Raw genomic sequence first — 15,959 nt, forward strand, 5'->3', positions numbered from 1 at the left:
CGTCCGCCACCTGCTGCCTCTCGGCCGCTCTCCGAGGGTCGGCGATCCCGCTCGAGCGTTCGGCACTGACGGGACGGGTGGCATGGCGAGGCAATTCTGGCACCCCGACGCCCCGGCTCCCCACTGCTGCGGCACCGCGCTCCGAGGGAGATGCACTTCGACGGTCCAGACGGCCCTGTCCTGTTCGTCGTGCCGAGCCTGATCCCGCATGCTTGGCGTTGCCAACACCAGCGGGCGCTCGAGCGGCGGGCATCCGGCCCACGCGCAGACGCCCTGCGGGGCGTGACCGAGAGGTAGCTACCCACATGACCGCGACGTACGTCGCCAAGGACTCGCCGCGGCTCCGCGCCGCGGGCTGGGCCCTGCACGCCTACACCGCCAGCGGCACCGCGATCGCGTTCCTCGCCCTGACGGCCAGCGTCGGCGGCGAGGAGATCACGGCGCTGTGGTGGCTCTTCCTCGCCCTGCTCATCGACGGCACCGACGGCATGCTCGCTCGCCGGCTCCGCGTCAAGGAGGTCATCCCGACCTTCGACGGCGCGCGGCTCGACGACATCGTCGACTACATCACCTACTGCTTCGTGCCGGTCTTCCTGCTCTGGCACGGCGGCCACCTGCCCGACGGGCGGCTCGGCACCGTGCTCGCGGTGCTGCCGCTCCTGGCGTCCAGCTACCAGTTCTGCCGCACCGACGCCAAGACCGACGACCACTTCTTCCTGGGGTTCCCGAGCTACTGGAACGTCCTGGCCCTCTACGTGATCGTGCTGGACGTCTCGCCCGGAGTGACCGCGGCGCTGCTGCTGACCTGCGCGGCGCTGGTCTTCGTGCCCATCAAGTACGTCTACCCGTCCCGCACGGCCACCGCTCGCAGCCTCAACCTCGTCCTGGCCGGGTCGTGGCTGGTGACGTACGCCGTGCTGCTGGTGCAGTTTCCCGACCCGAGCGTCGTCGTCACCGTGCTGTCGCTGCTGTACGTGGCCTACTACGCCGCAGCCAGCGTCGTGCTGACCCTGCGGCGTTGAGCCGAGCGCCCACGCTGTCCGGGGGCGCTCCGTGCGTACGTCGACGTGGGCGCGACTTTGAGCAGTCAGCTGCTCTCCGCAGGCATGTCCTTCTTCATCAGGCGCCTGACCCGCTTCTGCTTGCGGTCGGGGATCATCGAGCGCATCTCCTCGAGCTTGCCGAAGCACAGCAGCCGGTCCTCGCCCTCCAGGACGGTCTTGTTGCGGGGGTTCGGGATGACCTGGGGGCCGCGGTGGAGCGTGAGGACGGTGATGTCGCGCTCGTCGAGGCCGGAGTCGCCGAGCTTCTTGCCGACCATGTCGGAGCCGGTGTGGACGACGATCTCGGCGACGCCGTAGCCGGTGGAGACGGTCAGCCGCTGGCGTACGTCGATGTCGGGGAAGGCGACCTGGTTGTCGATGTAGTCGATGATCGCGCCGGCAACGTCGAGCTTGGTGGCGGACTCGATGCCCTCAAGGCCGGGCGAGGAGTTCACCTCCATCACCTGCGGGCCATTGCGGCCCTCGAGCATGTCGACACCGGCGACGCGCAGGCCCATGATCTGCGCGGAGCGGACGGCGACGCGCTCGAACTCCTCGTCGAGCTCCACCGCCTCGACGCTGCCGCCGCGGTGGACGTTGGAGCGGAACTCGTCGCCCTGCGCCACGCGGCGCATCGCGGCGACCACCCGGTCGCCGACGACGAGGGCGCGGATGTCGCGGCCCTTGCTCTCCTTGACGAAGCGCTGGATCAGCACGTTCTGCCGGGTGCTCTGGAGCGTCTCGATGATCGCCTCGGCCACCTTGATGGTGGGCGCGAGGATCACGCCGATGCCCTGGGTGCCCTCGAGCAGCTTGATCACGACGGGCGCACCGCCGACGCGCTCGATCGCCGGGATCACGTCGGCGCGGTCGCGCACGAAGGTCGTGGCCGGCATGGGGATCCCGTGGCGCGACAGGATCTGCGTGGCGCGCAGCTTGTCGCGGCTGTTGGCGATGCCGTAGCTCGTGTTGGGCGTGTAGACGTCCATCTGCTCGAACTGCCGCACGACGGCCGTGCCGAAGTAGGTGATGGAGTTGCCGATCCTCGGGAGCACCGCGTCGTACGTCGACAGCTGCTTGCCGCGGAAGAGCAGGTCGGGCTCGTCGCCCGACAGGTCGATGCCGAAGCGCAGCGTGTTGAGCACCTTCACGTCGTGGCCGCGGTCGATCGCCGCGGTGCGCAGGCGCTGCGTGCTGTACGAGCGGGGAGCCCGGGAGAGGATGGCGAGCTTCATGGTGGGTCATACAACCACCTCGCCCCCGACGCCCACCCCACCCTCCTGACAGGATGGACGGGTGTCCTCCACCCCGCCGCCGCCCGTCGACCCGGACGACGCCACCGCGCCTCCGAGCGCGGCGAAGGTGATCCTCGGCTGGCGTGAGTGGGTGGGCCTGCCGCAGGCGGGCGTGGCGTGGATGAAGGCCAAGATCGACACCGGCGCGCGGTCGTCGTCGATCCACGCCTTCGACCTCGAGTCCTACGTGCGCGACGGCGCGGAGTGGGTGCGGTTCTCCATCCACCCGTGGCAGCGGTCCGACGACGACCACGTCGAGCTCAGCCTCCCCGTCCTCGACGTGCGCGAGGTGCGCTCGAGCAACGGCCAGGTCGAGAGGCGCTACGCCGTCGCCATGGACGTCACCCTCGCCGGGCGCACGATCACCACCGAGATGACGCTCAGCAACCGCGACGAGATGGGCTTCCGGATGCTCGTCGGCCGCGAGGCCCTCGAGCGCGGCTTCCTCGTCGACTCCTCCCTGTCCTACGCCGGCGGGAAGCCCAGGCGGGCGGTCCGCCGCAAGAACTGGGGTCGCTGACCCGCCCCCCGACGTGCTGGCATGCTCACCCCCGTGCCCGTCACCTTCGCGCGCAGCCGCACCAAGGCCGCGACCCTCCTCCTCGGCTGCGTGGCCTTCGTCGTCGTGTCGGTGTTCCTCATGACCACCGGTCCCCTGGGCCTCGTGGTCGGCGCCGTCGGCGTGCTGACGTTCGGGGTGTTCGGCGTGCTGTGAGCCGCGCTCGGCTTCCGCCCCGGACCGGGGCTCGTGGTCGACGACGAGGGCTTCGACGACCACAGCTCGGCCCTCTCGGTCGGCCGGGTGCCGTGGTCCGACGTGGTCGGCATCCGCACGTGGACCATGTCCGGCAGCACCAGCGTGGTCGTCCACGTCGTCGACCCGGTCGCGTACGCCCGCCGCGCCGCCTGGTACGGCCGGGCCGCGGCGCGCGCCAACATCCGCCTGGTCGGCTCGCCGGTCGCGATCACCCACGCCGGGCTGCGCACCGACCACGAGACGCTGCTGGCCACGATGCTCGCGGCGAGCGAGCGCTGGCACGAGCGCCACCGCGCGGACTGACCACACCCACACCCGGGCGCTGGCTGCGCCACAGGGCGCGGACAGGCACGGCTCCGATCGTCGGGGGACACCTCGACGACTGGAGCACCCATGCCCGCACCCTCGCGACGCGCCGTCCTCATCGGCGGCCTCACCACCCTGACCCTCACGACGGGGGGCGGCGCCTGGGCGCTCGACCGCTACGTCGTCGACCACGTCGAGGTCGCCGACGCCTCGGCGTACGAGGAGAGCCGCGGCAGCGACGGCGCCGAGCTGGACACCTCCGACGCCGTCCTGACCGACGGCGGCTGGAGCGCGGACGGCACGACGATCTCCGTCAGGGAGGTGACCACCGGCTCGGGCGACGCGACCGTCACCTACTTCGTCGCCGAGCTCCACCTCAGCGACGCGACCGTGCTCCGCTCGGCCTTCGCGCAGGACTCCTTCGGCACCAACATCGTCGACGAGACCTCCGACATCGCCGAGCAGAACGGCGCTGTCTTCGCGATCAACGGCGACTACTACGGCTTCCGCGAGACCGGCATCGTGGTGCGCAACGGGGTCGCGTGGCGCGACGCCGGCGCACGCGAGGGGCTGGCGTTCCACCGCGACGGCCACGTCGAGCTCTACGACGAGACCGCCACGAGCGCGCAGGCCCTGGTCGACGCCGGCGTGTGGAACACGCTCTCCTTCGGTCCCGCCCTCGTCGCCGACGGCGAGGTGCTGGACGGCATCGACGACGTCGAGGTCGACACCAACTTCGGCAACCACTCCATCCAGGGCGACCAGCCGCGCACCGCCGTCGGCGTCGTCGGCGACAACCACCTGCTGCTCGTCGTCGTCGACGGCCGCGACACCGGCTACAGCGCCGGCGCGTCGATGACCGAGCTGGCGACGCTGATGAAGGGCCTCGGGGCGCTGACCGCCTACAACATCGACGGCGGCGGCTCCTCGACGATGTTCTTCGACGGCGAGGTCGTCAACCGGCCGAGCAACGGCGGCGAGCGCGGCACCTCCGACATCCTCTACGTCAAGGGCTGACCCGTGCCGGCCCCGACCGTCCTGGTCCCGGCGTACCGCCCCGGACCGGCCCTGCTCCGCACGCTCGCCGACCTCCGCGCGGCCCGTCCCGGCTGGCACCTGCTCGTCGTCGACGACGGGTCCGGGCCGGCGTACGCCGACCTCCTCGCGCAGGCGCGCACCCTCGGCGCCGAGGTGCTCACCATCGCTGACAACCGCGGCAAGGGCGCCGCGCTCAAGACCGGGCTCGCGCACGTCGCGGCCACCCGGCCCGGCAGTGCGGTGGTGTGCATCGACGCCGACGGCCAGCACGCCATGGAGGACGTCGTCGCCGTCGGCGAGCGCCTGCTCGAAGACCCCGACGCGCGCCGCGTCGTGCTCGGCACCCGCACCTTCGACGGCGCGGTACCCCTGCGCAGCAGGGTCGGCAACACCGTCACGCGATGGCTGTTCACCGCCGCGACCCGCACCACGCTGACCGACACCCAGACCGGCCTGCGCGGCCTGCCCGCCGGGATCCTCACCTGGGCGTGCAGCGTGCCGGGCGAGCGCTACGAGTACGAGCTGCAGGTGCTGCTGCGCGTCGCCCGGGCGGGCATCGCGCTCGACCCCGTGCCGATCGCGACGATCTACCTCGACGACTCCTCCTCGCACTTCCGCCCCGTCGTCGACTCGCTGCGCGTCTACGCACCGCTGCTCGCCTTCCTCGCCTCGTCGCTCGCAGCGTTCGTGATCGACACCGTCGCCCTGCTCGGCCTGCAGGCGCTCACCGGCGACCTGCTCCTCGCGGTCGTCGGCGCCCGCCTGACCAGCGCGGGGATCAACTTCACCGTCAACCGGCGCCTGGTCTTCGACGGCGGACGGCGGGTGCGCGCCCGCTCCGCGGCCTGGCGGTACGCCGCCCTGGCCACCGTGCTGCTGGCCACCAACTACCTCCTCCTCAGCACCCTCCACGCCGCCGGCCTCGCCCTGCTGCCGGCGAAGCTGCTGACCGAGGTCGCGCTCGTGTCGTCGAGCTTCGCGGCCCAGCGGGCGTTCGTCTTCGCACCCCGCGACCGGCTCACAGGAGACGGACAGGACGACCCCACCCCGGCGACAGGCGCGGCCCGCACGATCGATGCAACGGGTCGCTGACCCGACCCGACCTCCCTCGAAAGGCCGCACCCATGCGCCACCTCCCTCCCCGCTGGCCCCGGCTCCGGGCCGCCGTCGCCGGCGTCGCGGCCACCGTCCTGCTCGCCGGCTGCGGCGCCTCCGTCGCCAGCGACGACACCACCTCCACGTCAGGCTCGACCAGCGGCGCGACGACCAGCGCGGTCGCCACCTCCGACGGCACGACCGTCGAGGAGGTGCTCGCCGACGACATCGCCGTCGAGACCGGGGACACCTCCTACGACGCGTCGTCCGCGACCCCGGTCACCCTCCACGGCACGTCCGCCACCGCCGACTCCGACGCCGTCACCCCCTCCGACGGAACGGTCACCATCTCCGCCGCCGGCACCTACGTGCTGTCCGGCGAGCTGACCGGCCAGGTGGTCGTCGACAGCGCCGGCGACGGCGTCGTACGCCTCGTGCTCGACGACGCGACGATCACCTCCGAGGTCTCCGCCGCGATCGCCGTGACCGACGCCGAGTCGGTCGTGGTGGTGCTCGCCGACGGCAGCGACAACGCACTCACCGACGCCACCACCTACGCCGACACGTCCGACGACGCGCCCACCGGCGCGCTGTGGTCGAGCGCCGACCTCACCGTCGGCGGCTCGGGGTCGCTGACCGTGACGGGCACCAGCAACAACGGCATCGTCGGCAAGGACGGCCTGGTGATCACCGGCGGCACGATCGACGTCACCTCGGTCGACGACGGCATCATCGGCAAGGACTACCTCGTCCTCACCGACGGCACCGTCACCGTCGACGCAGCCGGTGACACCTTCAAGGCCACCAACACCGACGACGCCGGCACCGGCTTCGTGCTCGTCGAGGGCGGCGAGCTCGCCGTCTCCTCGCAGGACGACGGCATCAAGGGCACCCAGGTGCTGGTCTCCGGCGGCACCGTCCTGGTCTCCGGGTCCACCGAGGCGCTGGAGGGCTCGCTGGTCGTCATCGACGGCGGCGACCTCGAGCTGCACTCCGCCGACGACGGCGTCAACGTCGCCTCCTCCGACGACAGCGCGTCCACCGACGGCCAGGCCGGCCAGACGGGTGGCGGGATGGGCGGTGGCGCGGAGGCCGACGGCTCGCTGCACCTCTACGTCAACGGCGGCACCCTCGAGGTGTGGGCCAGCGGCGACGGCCTCGACTCCAACGGCGACGCCACGATCACCGGCGGCGACATCACCGTCTACGGCCCCACCACCGACGGCAACGGCGCGCTCGACGTCAACGGCACCTTCGACGTGTCCGGCGGCACCCTCGTCGCCACCGGCAGCGCCGGGATGATGGTCGCCCCCTCCACCGACTCCGACCAGGCCTGGATCGCCGCCGCCCTCGACTCCACCGCAGCGGCCGGCACCGAGGTCGTCGTCACCGACGAGGACGGCACCGAGGTGGCGTCGTACACCCCGGAGAAGGACTACGCCTCGATCGTCTGGTCCTCCGCCGACCTCGAGCAGGGCGCGACGTACGTCGTCACCGTCGGCGACAGCTCGACGACCGTCACCGCCGGCGAGGCCCCCGCGGGCACCGGCATGGGCGGCCCGATGGGCGGCTGACACCTCCTCCCCCGACGCACACCACCTTCACGAAAGGCAATCACCCATGACCAGCAGCACGCCCGACTCCACCCACCAGCCCACCGACCAGCCCACCCACCAGCCCACCCCCGACCTCACGGTCGGCCAGCACCCCGTGCAGCCGGCCACAGGGCCGGACGCCGACGTCTCCCCGCGGCCCGCCCGCTCCTGGCGCGCCGCCAGGGGCCGGCGCGTCATCGCAGCCGGCGCCGTCGTCGCGGGCCTCGCCATCGGGGGCGCAGGCTTCGGGGCCGGGTACGCCGTCGGCCACGACGGCTCCGGCGCGACCGGCACCTCCACCACCACGGGCAGCGACCAGTCCGGGCTCACCGGCCAGCAGGGCTTCCCGGGCGGCCCGATGGGCGACCGCGACGGTGACGGTGACGGACCGATGGGCCAGATGGGCGGCCCGATGGGCGGACCGCCCGGCAGCACCGACGACCAGTCGCAGGGCGGCACCACCGGCGGGACGACGGGCGAGGCGCCGGACTTCGACGGTGACGGCCAGCCCGACACCGACGGCGGCTCGACCTCGGGCTCGGACTCCAGCTCCGACTCCAGCTCCGACTCCGCCTCGCAGAACAGCTGACCTGCCCCGGCCGGCGCACGCCCGGGCGACACAGCGCGCGGACTACCCTGAGCGCGTGACGACCTCAGCCGGCCGGGCCTCCTAGTGGCCCGCGAGTCCTTCGCCATCGGCGGCGTCCGGATCCGCTCCGGCACGGCCCGGGCGCTCGAGCTGCCGATCACCCGGCTGGTCACCGGCGCCGACGTCACCCTGCCGGTGCGGGTGGTCCACGGCCGCGAGGACGGTCCCGCGGTCTGGATCGACGCGGCCATCCATGGCGACGAGGTCGCCGGGGTCGAGGTGGTGCGCCAGGTGATGGCCGGGCTCGACCCCAAGACGTTCCGCGGCACGCTCGTCGCGGTGCCGATCGTCAACGTGCTCGGCTTCATGACCGGCGACCGCTACCTGCCGGACCGGCGCGACCTCAACCGGTCCTTCCCCGGCTCAGCGCGCGGCTCCCTCGCCAGCCGGATCGCCCACCTCTTCATGCACGAGATCGTCTCCGGCTGCGAGGTCGGCATCGACCTCCACACCGGCTCCGACCGGCGCAGCAACCTCCCCCAGGTGCGCGCCGACCTCGACGACGAGCGCACCCGCGAGCTCGCCCAGGCCTTCGGCGCACCGGTGATGCTGCACGCCAAGATCCGCGACGGCTCGCTGCGCCACGCCGCGCGCGAGCAGGGCGCGAAGGTGCTGCTCTACGAGGCCGGGGAGAACCTGCGCTTCGACGGGTACGCCGTCGACGCCGGCGTGGTCGGCGTGCGCCGGGTGCTGGCCGCGCTCGGCATGACCGAGCCGGTCGACGAGCCGCCGGTCGAGCCGAGCCTGGAGTGCCGGGCCAGCGGCTGGGTGCGCGCCCGGCGCACCGGCATCCTCCACCTCGACGCCCAGCTCGGGCAGAAGGTCAGCGAGGGCGAGCGGCTGGGGACGCTGTTCGACTCGTTCGGCAAGACCCTGCGGGCGGTCTACGCCAACCGCGACGGCATCGTGATCGGCCGCACCGAGGCACCGCTCGTCAACTCCGGCGACGCCGTGGTGCACATCGCCACCTGACCTGCTCGGCGCGTCTGGTTGGGTGGGCAGCATGTCCTTCGACGTCGCCTCCTTCCGCTCCGGGTTCCCCTCGCTGGAGTCCAAGATCGCCCACTTCGACAACCCCGGCGGCACCCAGACCCCCGCCGTCGTCGGCGAGGCGATCGCGCGGACCCTCACCGGTCCGCTGTCGCAGCGCGGGTCGCTGCTGGTGAGCCAGCGCAACGCCGAGGCGTCCGTCGCCGGATTCCGGTCCGCGATCGCCGACCTGGTCGGCGGGGTGCCCGGCGGCGTGGTGCACGGCCGCAGCGCCACCGCGCTGACGTACGACGTCTCGCGCGCGCTCGCGAAGACCTGGTCGCCGGGCGACGAGGTCGCGGTCTGCGAGCTCGACCACGACTCCAACGTGCGCCCGTGGATCCAGGCCGCCGAGCGCGCCGGCGTCACGGTGCGGTGGCTGCGGCTGGACCCGGCGACCGGCGAGCTGGACCTGTCGTCGCTCGACGCGATCACCGCGCGCACCCGGCTGGTCGCGATCACGGCGGCCTCGAACCTCCTCGGCACCCGCCCGCCGGTGGCCGCCGTCGCCGAGCGCGCCCACGAGGTCGGCGCGCTGGTGCACGTCGACGCGGTCCACCACACCGCGCACGCCGCCCCCGACATGACGGCGATGGGCGCGGACCTGCTGGTCTGCTCGCCCTACAAGTTCTTCGGGCCCCACTGCGGCGCCCTGGTCGCCGACCCCGCGCTGCTCGAGACCCTGCGCCCCGACAAGCTCGTGCCGTCCTCCGACGCGGTGCCGGAGCGCTTCGAGCTCGGCACCCTGCCCTACGAGCTGCTGGCCGGCGTCACGGCCGCGGTCGACCTCATCGCCTCCCTCGGCGACGGCGCCACACGCCGGGAGCGACTGGTCTCTGCCGCCGCGTCGATCGCCGCGCACGAGCTGCGGCTGCGACAGCGCATCGAGGACGGCCTCGCCGACCTGTCGGACCACCTGACGCTCCACTCGCGCGCCGCCGACCGCACCTCGACGCTGTTCCTCACCCTCCGCGACCGCTCGCCCCACGACGCCCACGCGTTCCTCGCCGAGCGTGACGTGATGGTGCCGCCCGGCACCTTCTACGCCGTCGAGACCTTCCGCGCCCTCGGCCTCCCCGTCGACTCCGGCCTCCGCATCGGGCTCGCGGCCTACAACGACGACGCCGAGGTCGACCGGCTGCTCGACGGGCTGGCGGCGTTCCTCGGCTGACGGCCGTCCACGGCTCGACTCGAGCGGACCCATGTCCGCTCGACGCACGCCATGGCGTGCGTCCAGCGTCAACGGCGGTCGACAAGTCGGGTCAGCGGGTGAGCCGGTACGTCCGGGTCCGGGCGCCGGGGACGAACCCGATCCTGCGGTAGACCCGGGCCGGCACGGAGTAGTCGTCGTCGCCACGGGGGCACACCAGCCCTTCCGTGGCGCCGAGGTCACGGGCGGCGGCGAGCGCCGACACCGAGGCGGCGGCGGCGAGGCCGCGCCCGCGGTGCTCCGGCACGCACCCGACCGGCTCGACCAGCGCGACCCCGGTCGCCTCGTCCAGCCACACGCAGCACGACGCCACCCACTCCCCGTCGGGCGCGACCACGACGTGGTCGGTCTCCGGCCGGTAGGGCGGGGTCCGCATCAGGCGCTCGTACGCCGTCCCAGTGACGCGCGAGGTCGCCGACCAGGCCGCGCGGTGGACGGCCGCGCGTCGCTCGTGCTCGCCCGGTCGCACCGCCCGGACGGCGTACCCCTCCGGCAGCACCACCTGCGGCAGGTCGGCGAGGTCGAGGCGGTGGTGGGTGAACCACGGCGCCTCGACCTCGTCGAAGCCCGCGGCCACGAGCACGTCGACCACGACACGCTCGGTCTCCAGCACGCTCGCCGTCACCTCGTCGGCGGCCTCGTCGAGCGCGGCACGCAGCACCTCGGCGACGGCACCCGGCTCGACGCCGCAGACCTCCAGCCAGTCGCGCGACTCCAGCCAGGCCCACGCGTCGTCGCCGACGAACGCGGGCCCGAGGGCCAGGACCTCCGGCTCTCCGTAGGCGGCCGACCACGCCAGCTGTCCGGGGTGGTGGCGCGACGCGGGCGACCACAGCCGCGAGGCCAGCGCCTGCATCCGGGGGAGAACCTGCTCGACCTCAGCGCGTTCGACCGTCACGGACGGCAGCCTCCCAGCGCCACCCGGGTCGCGCACCCGGATATCGGTCGGGGCGGCGTCCACGGCTCGACTCGAGCGGACCCATGTCCGCTCGACGCACGCCATGGCGTGCGTCCAGCGTCGACGGCGGTCGACCAGTCCGACGTCCGGCGTACCTAGGTACGTGGTCTACTTACTCCCATGACCCGACCGCGCTGGCCCGCCCCGTGGGTGCGCGCTGCGCTCGACCTCGCGGTGCTGGCGACGCTCGACGGGGGCCCACGACACGGGTACGCCATCGCCCAGGCGCTGGCCGGGCGCGGGTTCGGACTGCTCAAGGGCGGCTCGCTCTACCCCGCGCTCAACCGGCTGGAGGAGCTCGGTGACGTCGAGGCGCAGTGGGTCGAGGGCCACGGCGGGCCGGGCCGCAAGGCGTACGCCCTCACCGAGCAGGGCCGCGACAGGCTCGCACGCGACCTCGCGGCGTGGCGCGAGCTGGGCGAGACGATGACGACGATGACGACACAGGAGCACCCCGGATGACCGACGACGACACCGGGTCCCTGGGGCCGATGCACGAGGCGTTCGACGACGCCCGCGGCGAGCCCGGGGACGGCCTCTGGTCCTGGGCCGTGGCGTGGCGGCTGCTGCGCCAGTCGGTCGAGCCCGACCTGGTCCGCGAGGGCCTGCAGGAGGCGCTCGACCTCGTCCGCGAGACGCAGGAGTCCCCCGCCGACCTCTTCGGCACGCCCGAGGAGCACTCCGACGCGCTCTACGAGCGCTGGGTCGAGGAGGGGCGGCTGCGCCTGTGGGACGCCTCGCACACCACGTGGGGCGAGGTGCCGTCGTTCGGCCTGGGCACGAGCGCGGTCGTCTCCGTCGGGTTCCTGGTCGTCCTCCTGCTGCGCGGCGAGACCACCCCGACGTGGAGCGTCGGCATGGTCCTCCTCCCGGTCGGTCTCGGGCTGGTGATCGCGCTGGTCTCGGCGCTCCACGACACCCTGCTCCGCTCGCGCGGCGCGATCGCGGCCGCGGCCGGGTCCGTCGGGGTCCTGGCCGCCTCCTCGCTGGTCCTCGCGGTGGTCAACGAGGTGACGAGATCGCACCCGATCGGCACGGGCAGCACCTGGTGGTACGTCCCGGTCGCGGGCGCGTGCGCCCTGCTCGCGATCGCGTGGCGCCGCTGGTGGGACGCCCGACCGGTCCCGACAGAAGCAATCATCGCCGACGCCGACGACTGGTCGCGCGAGCTCGCCGGGATCCTCCGCAGCCGCTACACGATGTCGGACGCGCGCGTCCACGAGGTCGTCGGCGACGCGCACGCCCACGCCGCGGACGCGGGCCGGAGGGTCCAGGACGAGTTCGGCACCCCCGAGGACTACGCCGCCACGTTCCGGCCGGACGTCGCCCGCGGGTGGCTCCTGTCGGCGCGCCTCCACGCCGCGATGGCCGTCTCGTGGGCGCTCGCCACGTTCGCCGGCATGCGGTGGGGACCCGTGCTGGCCGTCCTGTGGGCACTGCTCGCCTGGCAGGCCTACCGTCGGTACGGCGACCTGACGGGCGGACCGGACAGCCAGGACGGGCCGGTCGAGCCCGGTCAGTCGGGGCGGTAGGCGCCGCGCGCCTGCTCGGCGACCTCCTGGCCGGAGGTCCCCTCCTCGGCCCGCGAGTCCACCTCCCGGGAGTCGACCATGTCGCCCACGGTGGCGTTGCCGCCGGGCTCCGCGTCGAGGGCGCGCTCGCGGTCGGCGTCGGAGACCCGGTCCCCGGCCGCCGGGAAGACGGACTGCTCGGGGTGCTCGGCGTACGCGTCCTGCTCGGGCTGGTCGCTGCTCATGGTCTCGACGGTACGCCGCCGACGCGCGCCGCCGACCCGCCCGCAGGGGTGCTGCCTGGTTCCCCCGCTTCACCGGGGGAGCTCGAGGTTCTGGTGGCTTGCAAACCCCGAGAAGCTCGGGTTCCCCCGGCTAGGCGGGGGAACCCGAGCCCCGGAGCCCCGCGCTCAGTCGTCGCGGGACGACGTGCGCCCCGGGGTGACGACCTCGACCCGCGAGCCGGGCGGCAGCGCCTGCACCAGGCGCAGCTGGGCGAGCGCCGGGTGGTCGTCGAGCAGCTTGGCGCCGTTGGCCAGCGACCGCAGGGCCGCGGTCTCGGCGCGCGCCGCCTCGAGCTGGGCCTGCGCCCGGTGCCGGCCGACGACGAGCTCGGCGTACGCGGCGCGGAGGTCGGCGGGCAGCACGACGTCCTTGACGACGACGTCGAGCAGCCGGATGCCGACGGCGGCCGCCACGTCGGCAACCGCCTCGCGGGCGCCGGGCGCCAGCCCCGTGCGCGGCGAGCGGACGAGCGTCTCAGCCTCGAGCCCGGCCAGCGCGTCGCGCAGCGCGAGCTGCACGGCGGCGTAGACCGTGTGCACCGGGTCCTGCACGCGCTCGGTGTGGGCGACGGGGTCGTCCACGCGCCACGTCCACAGCGCCGAGACCTTGACCGTGACGCCGTCGGCGGTGAGCACCTCCTGCGGGGGCACGGCGTCGAGGCGCTCGCGGAGGTCGACGACCGCGTAGGACGCGCGCGGCCGGTGCACGTGCCGGCCCGTGTCGAGGACGCGGGTGGGCTCGCCGTCACGGCGCTCCAGGACGGCCTCCCACGGCTGCACGGTGAAGGTGGGTCGCAGGCCGTGGCGCAGCGAGCGGCTGGTGGCGATCCGGTCGTGCCGGACGAAGTAGGTGGTGGACATCGCGATCCTCCTTCGGACGCTCTGGTGGGTGGTGATCAACAGGTGATGGGTGCTGCGTCGGTGGTCGGGCTGGGGTGGTGGCCGGTGACAGCGACCGCGAGCGGGGACACGGACCGTCGTGCTGACCGGTCCGGCCTCAGGGCGTGCGGGCGCGACTCGTCACCGGCCACCACCTGAGAAGTGAGAGTCGAACTCACAGGAGTGAACAGCTCCGATGCCGTTGCCGTGGAAGGCATGTGGCGGGGTACGACGCGCGGAACCGGGTCCGGAGCTCCGGGCCCTGCCGCTGATCCCGCCGCGGGCAACGGTAGGCGCCGTGCCGCCCCGGCCGCACCCGGTTTTCCGGCCGCGGTGTCGGAGGGCTCCCCCACAATGGGCGGATGGGGCGCTGGGTGCTGCACGTCGACATGGACCAGTTCCTCGTCGCGGTCGAGCTCCTGCGTCACCCCGAGCTGGTCGGGCTGCCGGTCGTCGTGGGCGGGCGCGGCGACCCGACCGAGCGGGCGGTGGTCTCCACGGCGTCCTACGAGGCCCGCGCGTTCGGCGTCCGCAGCGGGCTGGCGCTCAAGCTCGCCAAGCGGCGCTGCCCCGACGCCGTGTTCCTGCCGGTCGACTTCCCGGTCTACGAGGAGGCGTCCGCGCGGGTGATGGAGACGCTGCGGGCGGTGCCGGGGGCGGTCGTGGAGGTGCTCGGCTGGGACGAGGCGTTCGTCGGGGTGGAGACCGACGACCCCCTCGCCACGGCGCACGCCGTCCAGGCGGCCGTCCTCGAGGCGACCGCGCTGCACTGCTCGGTCGGCATCGGCGACACGCTCGTGCGCGCCAAGATCGCCACCGACTTCGGCAAGCCGCAGGGCACGTTCACCCTCACCCGGGAGAACTGGATGGAGGTGATGGGCGAGCGTCCCACCACCGCCCTGTGGGGCGTCGGCACACGGATCGGGGCGCGGCTCGAGGCGATCGGCGTCCGCACCGTGGCCGACCTCGCCGCCGCCGACGCCGACGCGCTGGTCACTGCCTTCGGCCCGTCGAGCGGGGCGCACCTCGGCAGGCTGGGTCGCGGCGGCGGGCGCGCGTGGCCCGACGACACGCCCTGGGTGGCGCGCGCCCACGGCCGCGAGACGACCTACCAGTCCGACCTCACCACGCCCGACGACGTGCGCGCCGCCCTCGCCGAGCTCGCCGCGCGGGTCGTCGACGACGTACGCCGCGAGGAGCGGGCCGTGCAGCGGGTGCACCTCAAGGTGCGCTTCGCGCCCTTCTTCACCTTCACGAAGGTGCGCAAGCTGAAGGAGCCGACCTCCGACGTCGAGGTGATCACCCAGACGGCCTTCGAGCTCTTCCTCGCCCTCGACGACGACCGGCCCGTCCGGCTGCTCGGCGTGCGCGGCGAGATGGTGCCACCCGAGGGCGGCTACTGACGCGGGCCCTCAGCCGCCGAGCAGCGACAGCCCGGCGGCGAGGGCGAAGCCGGCGACGGTCGCGAGCCCGGCCAGGTCCTTCGCCTTGTCCTTGGCCTCGGGCACCATCGAGTCGATCAGCATGGTGAGCAGCGCGCCGGCGGCGAAGCCGTCGATCCCGGCGCGGACGGAGGCACCGGCGGCGTCCGCGGCGAGGTAGCCGCCGACGGTCGCGAGGGCACAGGCGACCGCGACGCCGGCCCACAGGCGCAGCACCTGGCCGGACGTACGTCCCGAGGAGCGCATGTCGGCACCGGATCCGATGCCCTCGGGGAGGTTGGAGACGAAGATCGCGACCAGCAGGGCCGCGCTGATCCCCTGCCCCTGCGCGAGGCCGATGCCGAGGACCGCCTGCTCGGGGATGCCGTCGAGGAAGGCCCCGAGCGCGAGCGTGGCGCCCCCTCCCGACGAGCGCTTCCCGACGGCGCGGTCGGCGACGTAGAACGTCACCCCACCGACGGCGAGGCCGATCGCGACCGGCCAGGCGCCGCCGACCCGCAGCCCCTCCTCGGCGAGCTCGAAGGAGACGCTCGCGATGAGCGCGCCGGCGCCGAAGCCGAGCACGAGGCCCACGACCCGGTCCGACCACGACCGCACCAGCGCGAGGAGCGCGCCGAGCACCAGCGAGCTGGCGGCCAGCGCTCCCCACCCCAGTGCTGCGAGCACGGTCAGTCCACTCCTGCCATCAGCTTGTGGATCGGCTTCGAGGCGAGCATCACCACGACCCCGGTGACCACGGAGGCCAGGCCCACCCAGATGAAGAACGGGCCCTCGTCGGTCTCGTCGTAGTACCCCGCGAGCACGCCGGCGAGAGCGGTGCCGAGCGCGATGGAGAGGAAGTAGAGCGCGACCATCTGGGTCGTGTACT

General features: G+C 73.6%; 17 protein-coding genes and 2 pseudogenes. 13 read left to right on the forward strand and 6 right to left on the reverse strand.

The window, feature by feature from the left end:
• The first annotated feature begins 305 nt into the window (after nucleotides 1-305).
• On the forward strand, nucleotides 306-1,022 hold the full coding sequence (locus ACFFJG_RS09385) for a CDP-alcohol phosphatidyltransferase family protein (RefSeq protein WP_378518355.1): 717 nt from the start codon (nucleotides 306-308) through the stop codon (nucleotides 1,020-1,022).
• Between the two features lie 65 nt (nucleotides 1,023-1,087).
• Here the strand turns inward: ACFFJG_RS09385 and ACFFJG_RS09395 are convergent, their stop codons facing one another.
• Nucleotides 1,088-2,278, reverse strand: coding sequence for a RimK family alpha-L-glutamate ligase (locus ACFFJG_RS09395; protein WP_446686220.1), 1,191 nt, complete (start codon nucleotides 2,276-2,278; stop codon nucleotides 1,088-1,090).
• A 61-nt stretch (nucleotides 2,279-2,339) separates the two neighbouring features.
• On the opposite strand from ACFFJG_RS09395, the gene ACFFJG_RS09400 reads away from it, so the two are divergent.
• The 9 genes and pseudogenes from ACFFJG_RS09400 (at nucleotide 2,340) to ACFFJG_RS09440 (ending at nucleotide 9,978) form a co-directional block, all read left to right on the forward strand.
• Nucleotides 2,340-2,858 carry an ATP-dependent zinc protease family protein gene (locus ACFFJG_RS09400; RefSeq protein WP_378518357.1) on the forward strand — a complete coding sequence of 173 codons (519 nt, stop codon included), beginning with the start codon at nucleotides 2,340-2,342 and terminating at the stop codon, nucleotides 2,856-2,858.
• A gap of 21 nt (nucleotides 2,859-2,879) precedes the next feature.
• Entirely contained in the window at nucleotides 2,880-3,053 is a 174-nt protein-coding gene (locus ACFFJG_RS09405) for a hypothetical protein (protein ID WP_378518359.1), read from the forward strand.
• A gap of 24 nt (nucleotides 3,054-3,077) precedes the next feature.
• Nucleotides 3,078-3,398: pseudogene (locus ACFFJG_RS09410) on the forward strand (STM3941 family protein); the annotation flags it as partial.
• A gap of 90 nt (nucleotides 3,399-3,488) precedes the next feature.
• A complete protein-coding gene (locus ACFFJG_RS09415; RefSeq protein ID WP_378518361.1) occupies nucleotides 3,489-4,418 on the forward strand; it encodes a phosphodiester glycosidase family protein in 930 nt (309 codons plus the stop codon).
• A 3-nt stretch (nucleotides 4,419-4,421) separates the two neighbouring features.
• Complete coding sequence (locus ACFFJG_RS09420; RefSeq protein WP_378518362.1) at nucleotides 4,422-5,531, forward strand: glycosyltransferase; 1,110 nt, start codon at nucleotides 4,422-4,424, stop codon at nucleotides 5,529-5,531.
• Nucleotides 5,532-5,563: 32 nt separating this feature from the next.
• Nucleotides 5,564-7,108: a carbohydrate-binding domain-containing protein gene (locus tag ACFFJG_RS09425; RefSeq protein ID WP_378518363.1), complete on the forward strand. Its 1,545-nt coding sequence runs from the start codon at nucleotides 5,564-5,566 to the stop codon at nucleotides 7,106-7,108.
• Nucleotides 7,109-7,154: 46 nt separating this feature from the next.
• A complete protein-coding gene (locus tag ACFFJG_RS09430; RefSeq protein ID WP_378518365.1) occupies nucleotides 7,155-7,718 on the forward strand; it encodes a hypothetical protein in 564 nt (187 codons plus the stop codon).
• Between the two features lie 84 nt (nucleotides 7,719-7,802).
• On the forward strand, nucleotides 7,803-8,750 hold the full coding sequence (locus ACFFJG_RS09435) for a succinylglutamate desuccinylase/aspartoacylase family protein (RefSeq protein ID WP_378518366.1): 948 nt from the start codon (nucleotides 7,803-7,805) through the stop codon (nucleotides 8,748-8,750).
• 31 nt (nucleotides 8,751-8,781) lie between these two features.
• Nucleotides 8,782-9,978, forward strand: a complete 1,197-nt coding sequence (locus tag ACFFJG_RS09440) for a cysteine desulfurase-like protein (protein WP_378518367.1) — start codon at nucleotides 8,782-8,784, stop codon at nucleotides 9,976-9,978.
• Nucleotides 9,979-10,069: 91 nt separating this feature from the next.
• Here the strand turns inward: ACFFJG_RS09440 and ACFFJG_RS09445 are convergent, their stop codons facing one another.
• A complete protein-coding gene (locus tag ACFFJG_RS09445; RefSeq protein WP_378518368.1) occupies nucleotides 10,070-10,915 on the reverse strand; it encodes a GNAT family N-acetyltransferase in 846 nt (281 codons plus the stop codon).
• Nucleotides 10,916-11,095: 180 nt separating this feature from the next.
• On the opposite strand from ACFFJG_RS09445, the gene ACFFJG_RS09450 reads away from it, so the two are divergent.
• Both ACFFJG_RS09450 and ACFFJG_RS09455 read left to right on the forward strand, forming a co-directional pair.
• Nucleotides 11,096-11,437: a PadR family transcriptional regulator gene (locus tag ACFFJG_RS09450; protein ID WP_378518370.1), complete on the forward strand. Its 342-nt coding sequence runs from the start codon at nucleotides 11,096-11,098 to the stop codon at nucleotides 11,435-11,437.
• Nucleotides 11,434-12,507: a hypothetical protein gene (locus ACFFJG_RS09455; RefSeq protein WP_378518372.1), complete on the forward strand. Its 1,074-nt coding sequence runs from the start codon at nucleotides 11,434-11,436 to the stop codon at nucleotides 12,505-12,507. The genes ACFFJG_RS09450 and ACFFJG_RS09455 overlap by 4 nt, the downstream gene beginning before the upstream one ends.
• On the opposite strand, the gene ACFFJG_RS09460 is transcribed toward ACFFJG_RS09455, so the two are convergent.
• Together ACFFJG_RS09460 and ACFFJG_RS09465 are read right to left on the reverse strand one after the other, a co-directional pair.
• The gene (locus tag ACFFJG_RS09460) at nucleotides 12,492-12,731 is read right to left on the reverse strand and encodes a hypothetical protein (protein WP_378518373.1); all 240 of its coding nucleotides are present in this window, start codon (nucleotides 12,729-12,731) and stop codon (nucleotides 12,492-12,494) included. The two genes, ACFFJG_RS09455 and ACFFJG_RS09460, sit on opposite strands and share 16 nt — an antisense overlap.
• Before the next feature lie 165 nt (nucleotides 12,732-12,896).
• Nucleotides 12,897-13,631: a slipin family protein gene (locus ACFFJG_RS09465; RefSeq protein WP_378518374.1), complete on the reverse strand. Its 735-nt coding sequence runs from the start codon at nucleotides 13,629-13,631 to the stop codon at nucleotides 12,897-12,899.
• A gap of 380 nt (nucleotides 13,632-14,011) precedes the next feature.
• Between ACFFJG_RS09465 and ACFFJG_RS09470 the strand changes: the two genes are divergently transcribed.
• On the forward strand, nucleotides 14,012-15,052 hold the full coding sequence (locus ACFFJG_RS09470; RefSeq protein WP_378518375.1) for a DNA polymerase IV: 1,041 nt from the start codon (nucleotides 14,012-14,014) through the stop codon (nucleotides 15,050-15,052).
• A 9-nt stretch (nucleotides 15,053-15,061) separates the two neighbouring features.
• On the opposite strand, the gene ACFFJG_RS09475 is transcribed toward ACFFJG_RS09470, so the two are convergent.
• Both ACFFJG_RS09475 and ACFFJG_RS09480 read right to left on the reverse strand, forming a co-directional pair.
• Nucleotides 15,062-15,757, reverse strand: a complete 696-nt coding sequence (locus ACFFJG_RS09475; RefSeq protein WP_378518376.1) for a ZIP family metal transporter — start codon at nucleotides 15,755-15,757, stop codon at nucleotides 15,062-15,064.
• A gap of 2 nt (nucleotides 15,758-15,759) precedes the next feature.
• Nucleotides 15,760-15,959, reverse strand: a pseudogene (locus ACFFJG_RS09480) (MFS transporter); the annotation flags it as partial.

Origin of the sequence: Nocardioides zeicaulis (assembly GCF_042432345.1) — a bacterium.
Lineage (GTDB): Bacteria > Actinomycetota > Actinomycetes > Propionibacteriales > Nocardioidaceae > Nocardioides > Nocardioides zeicaulis.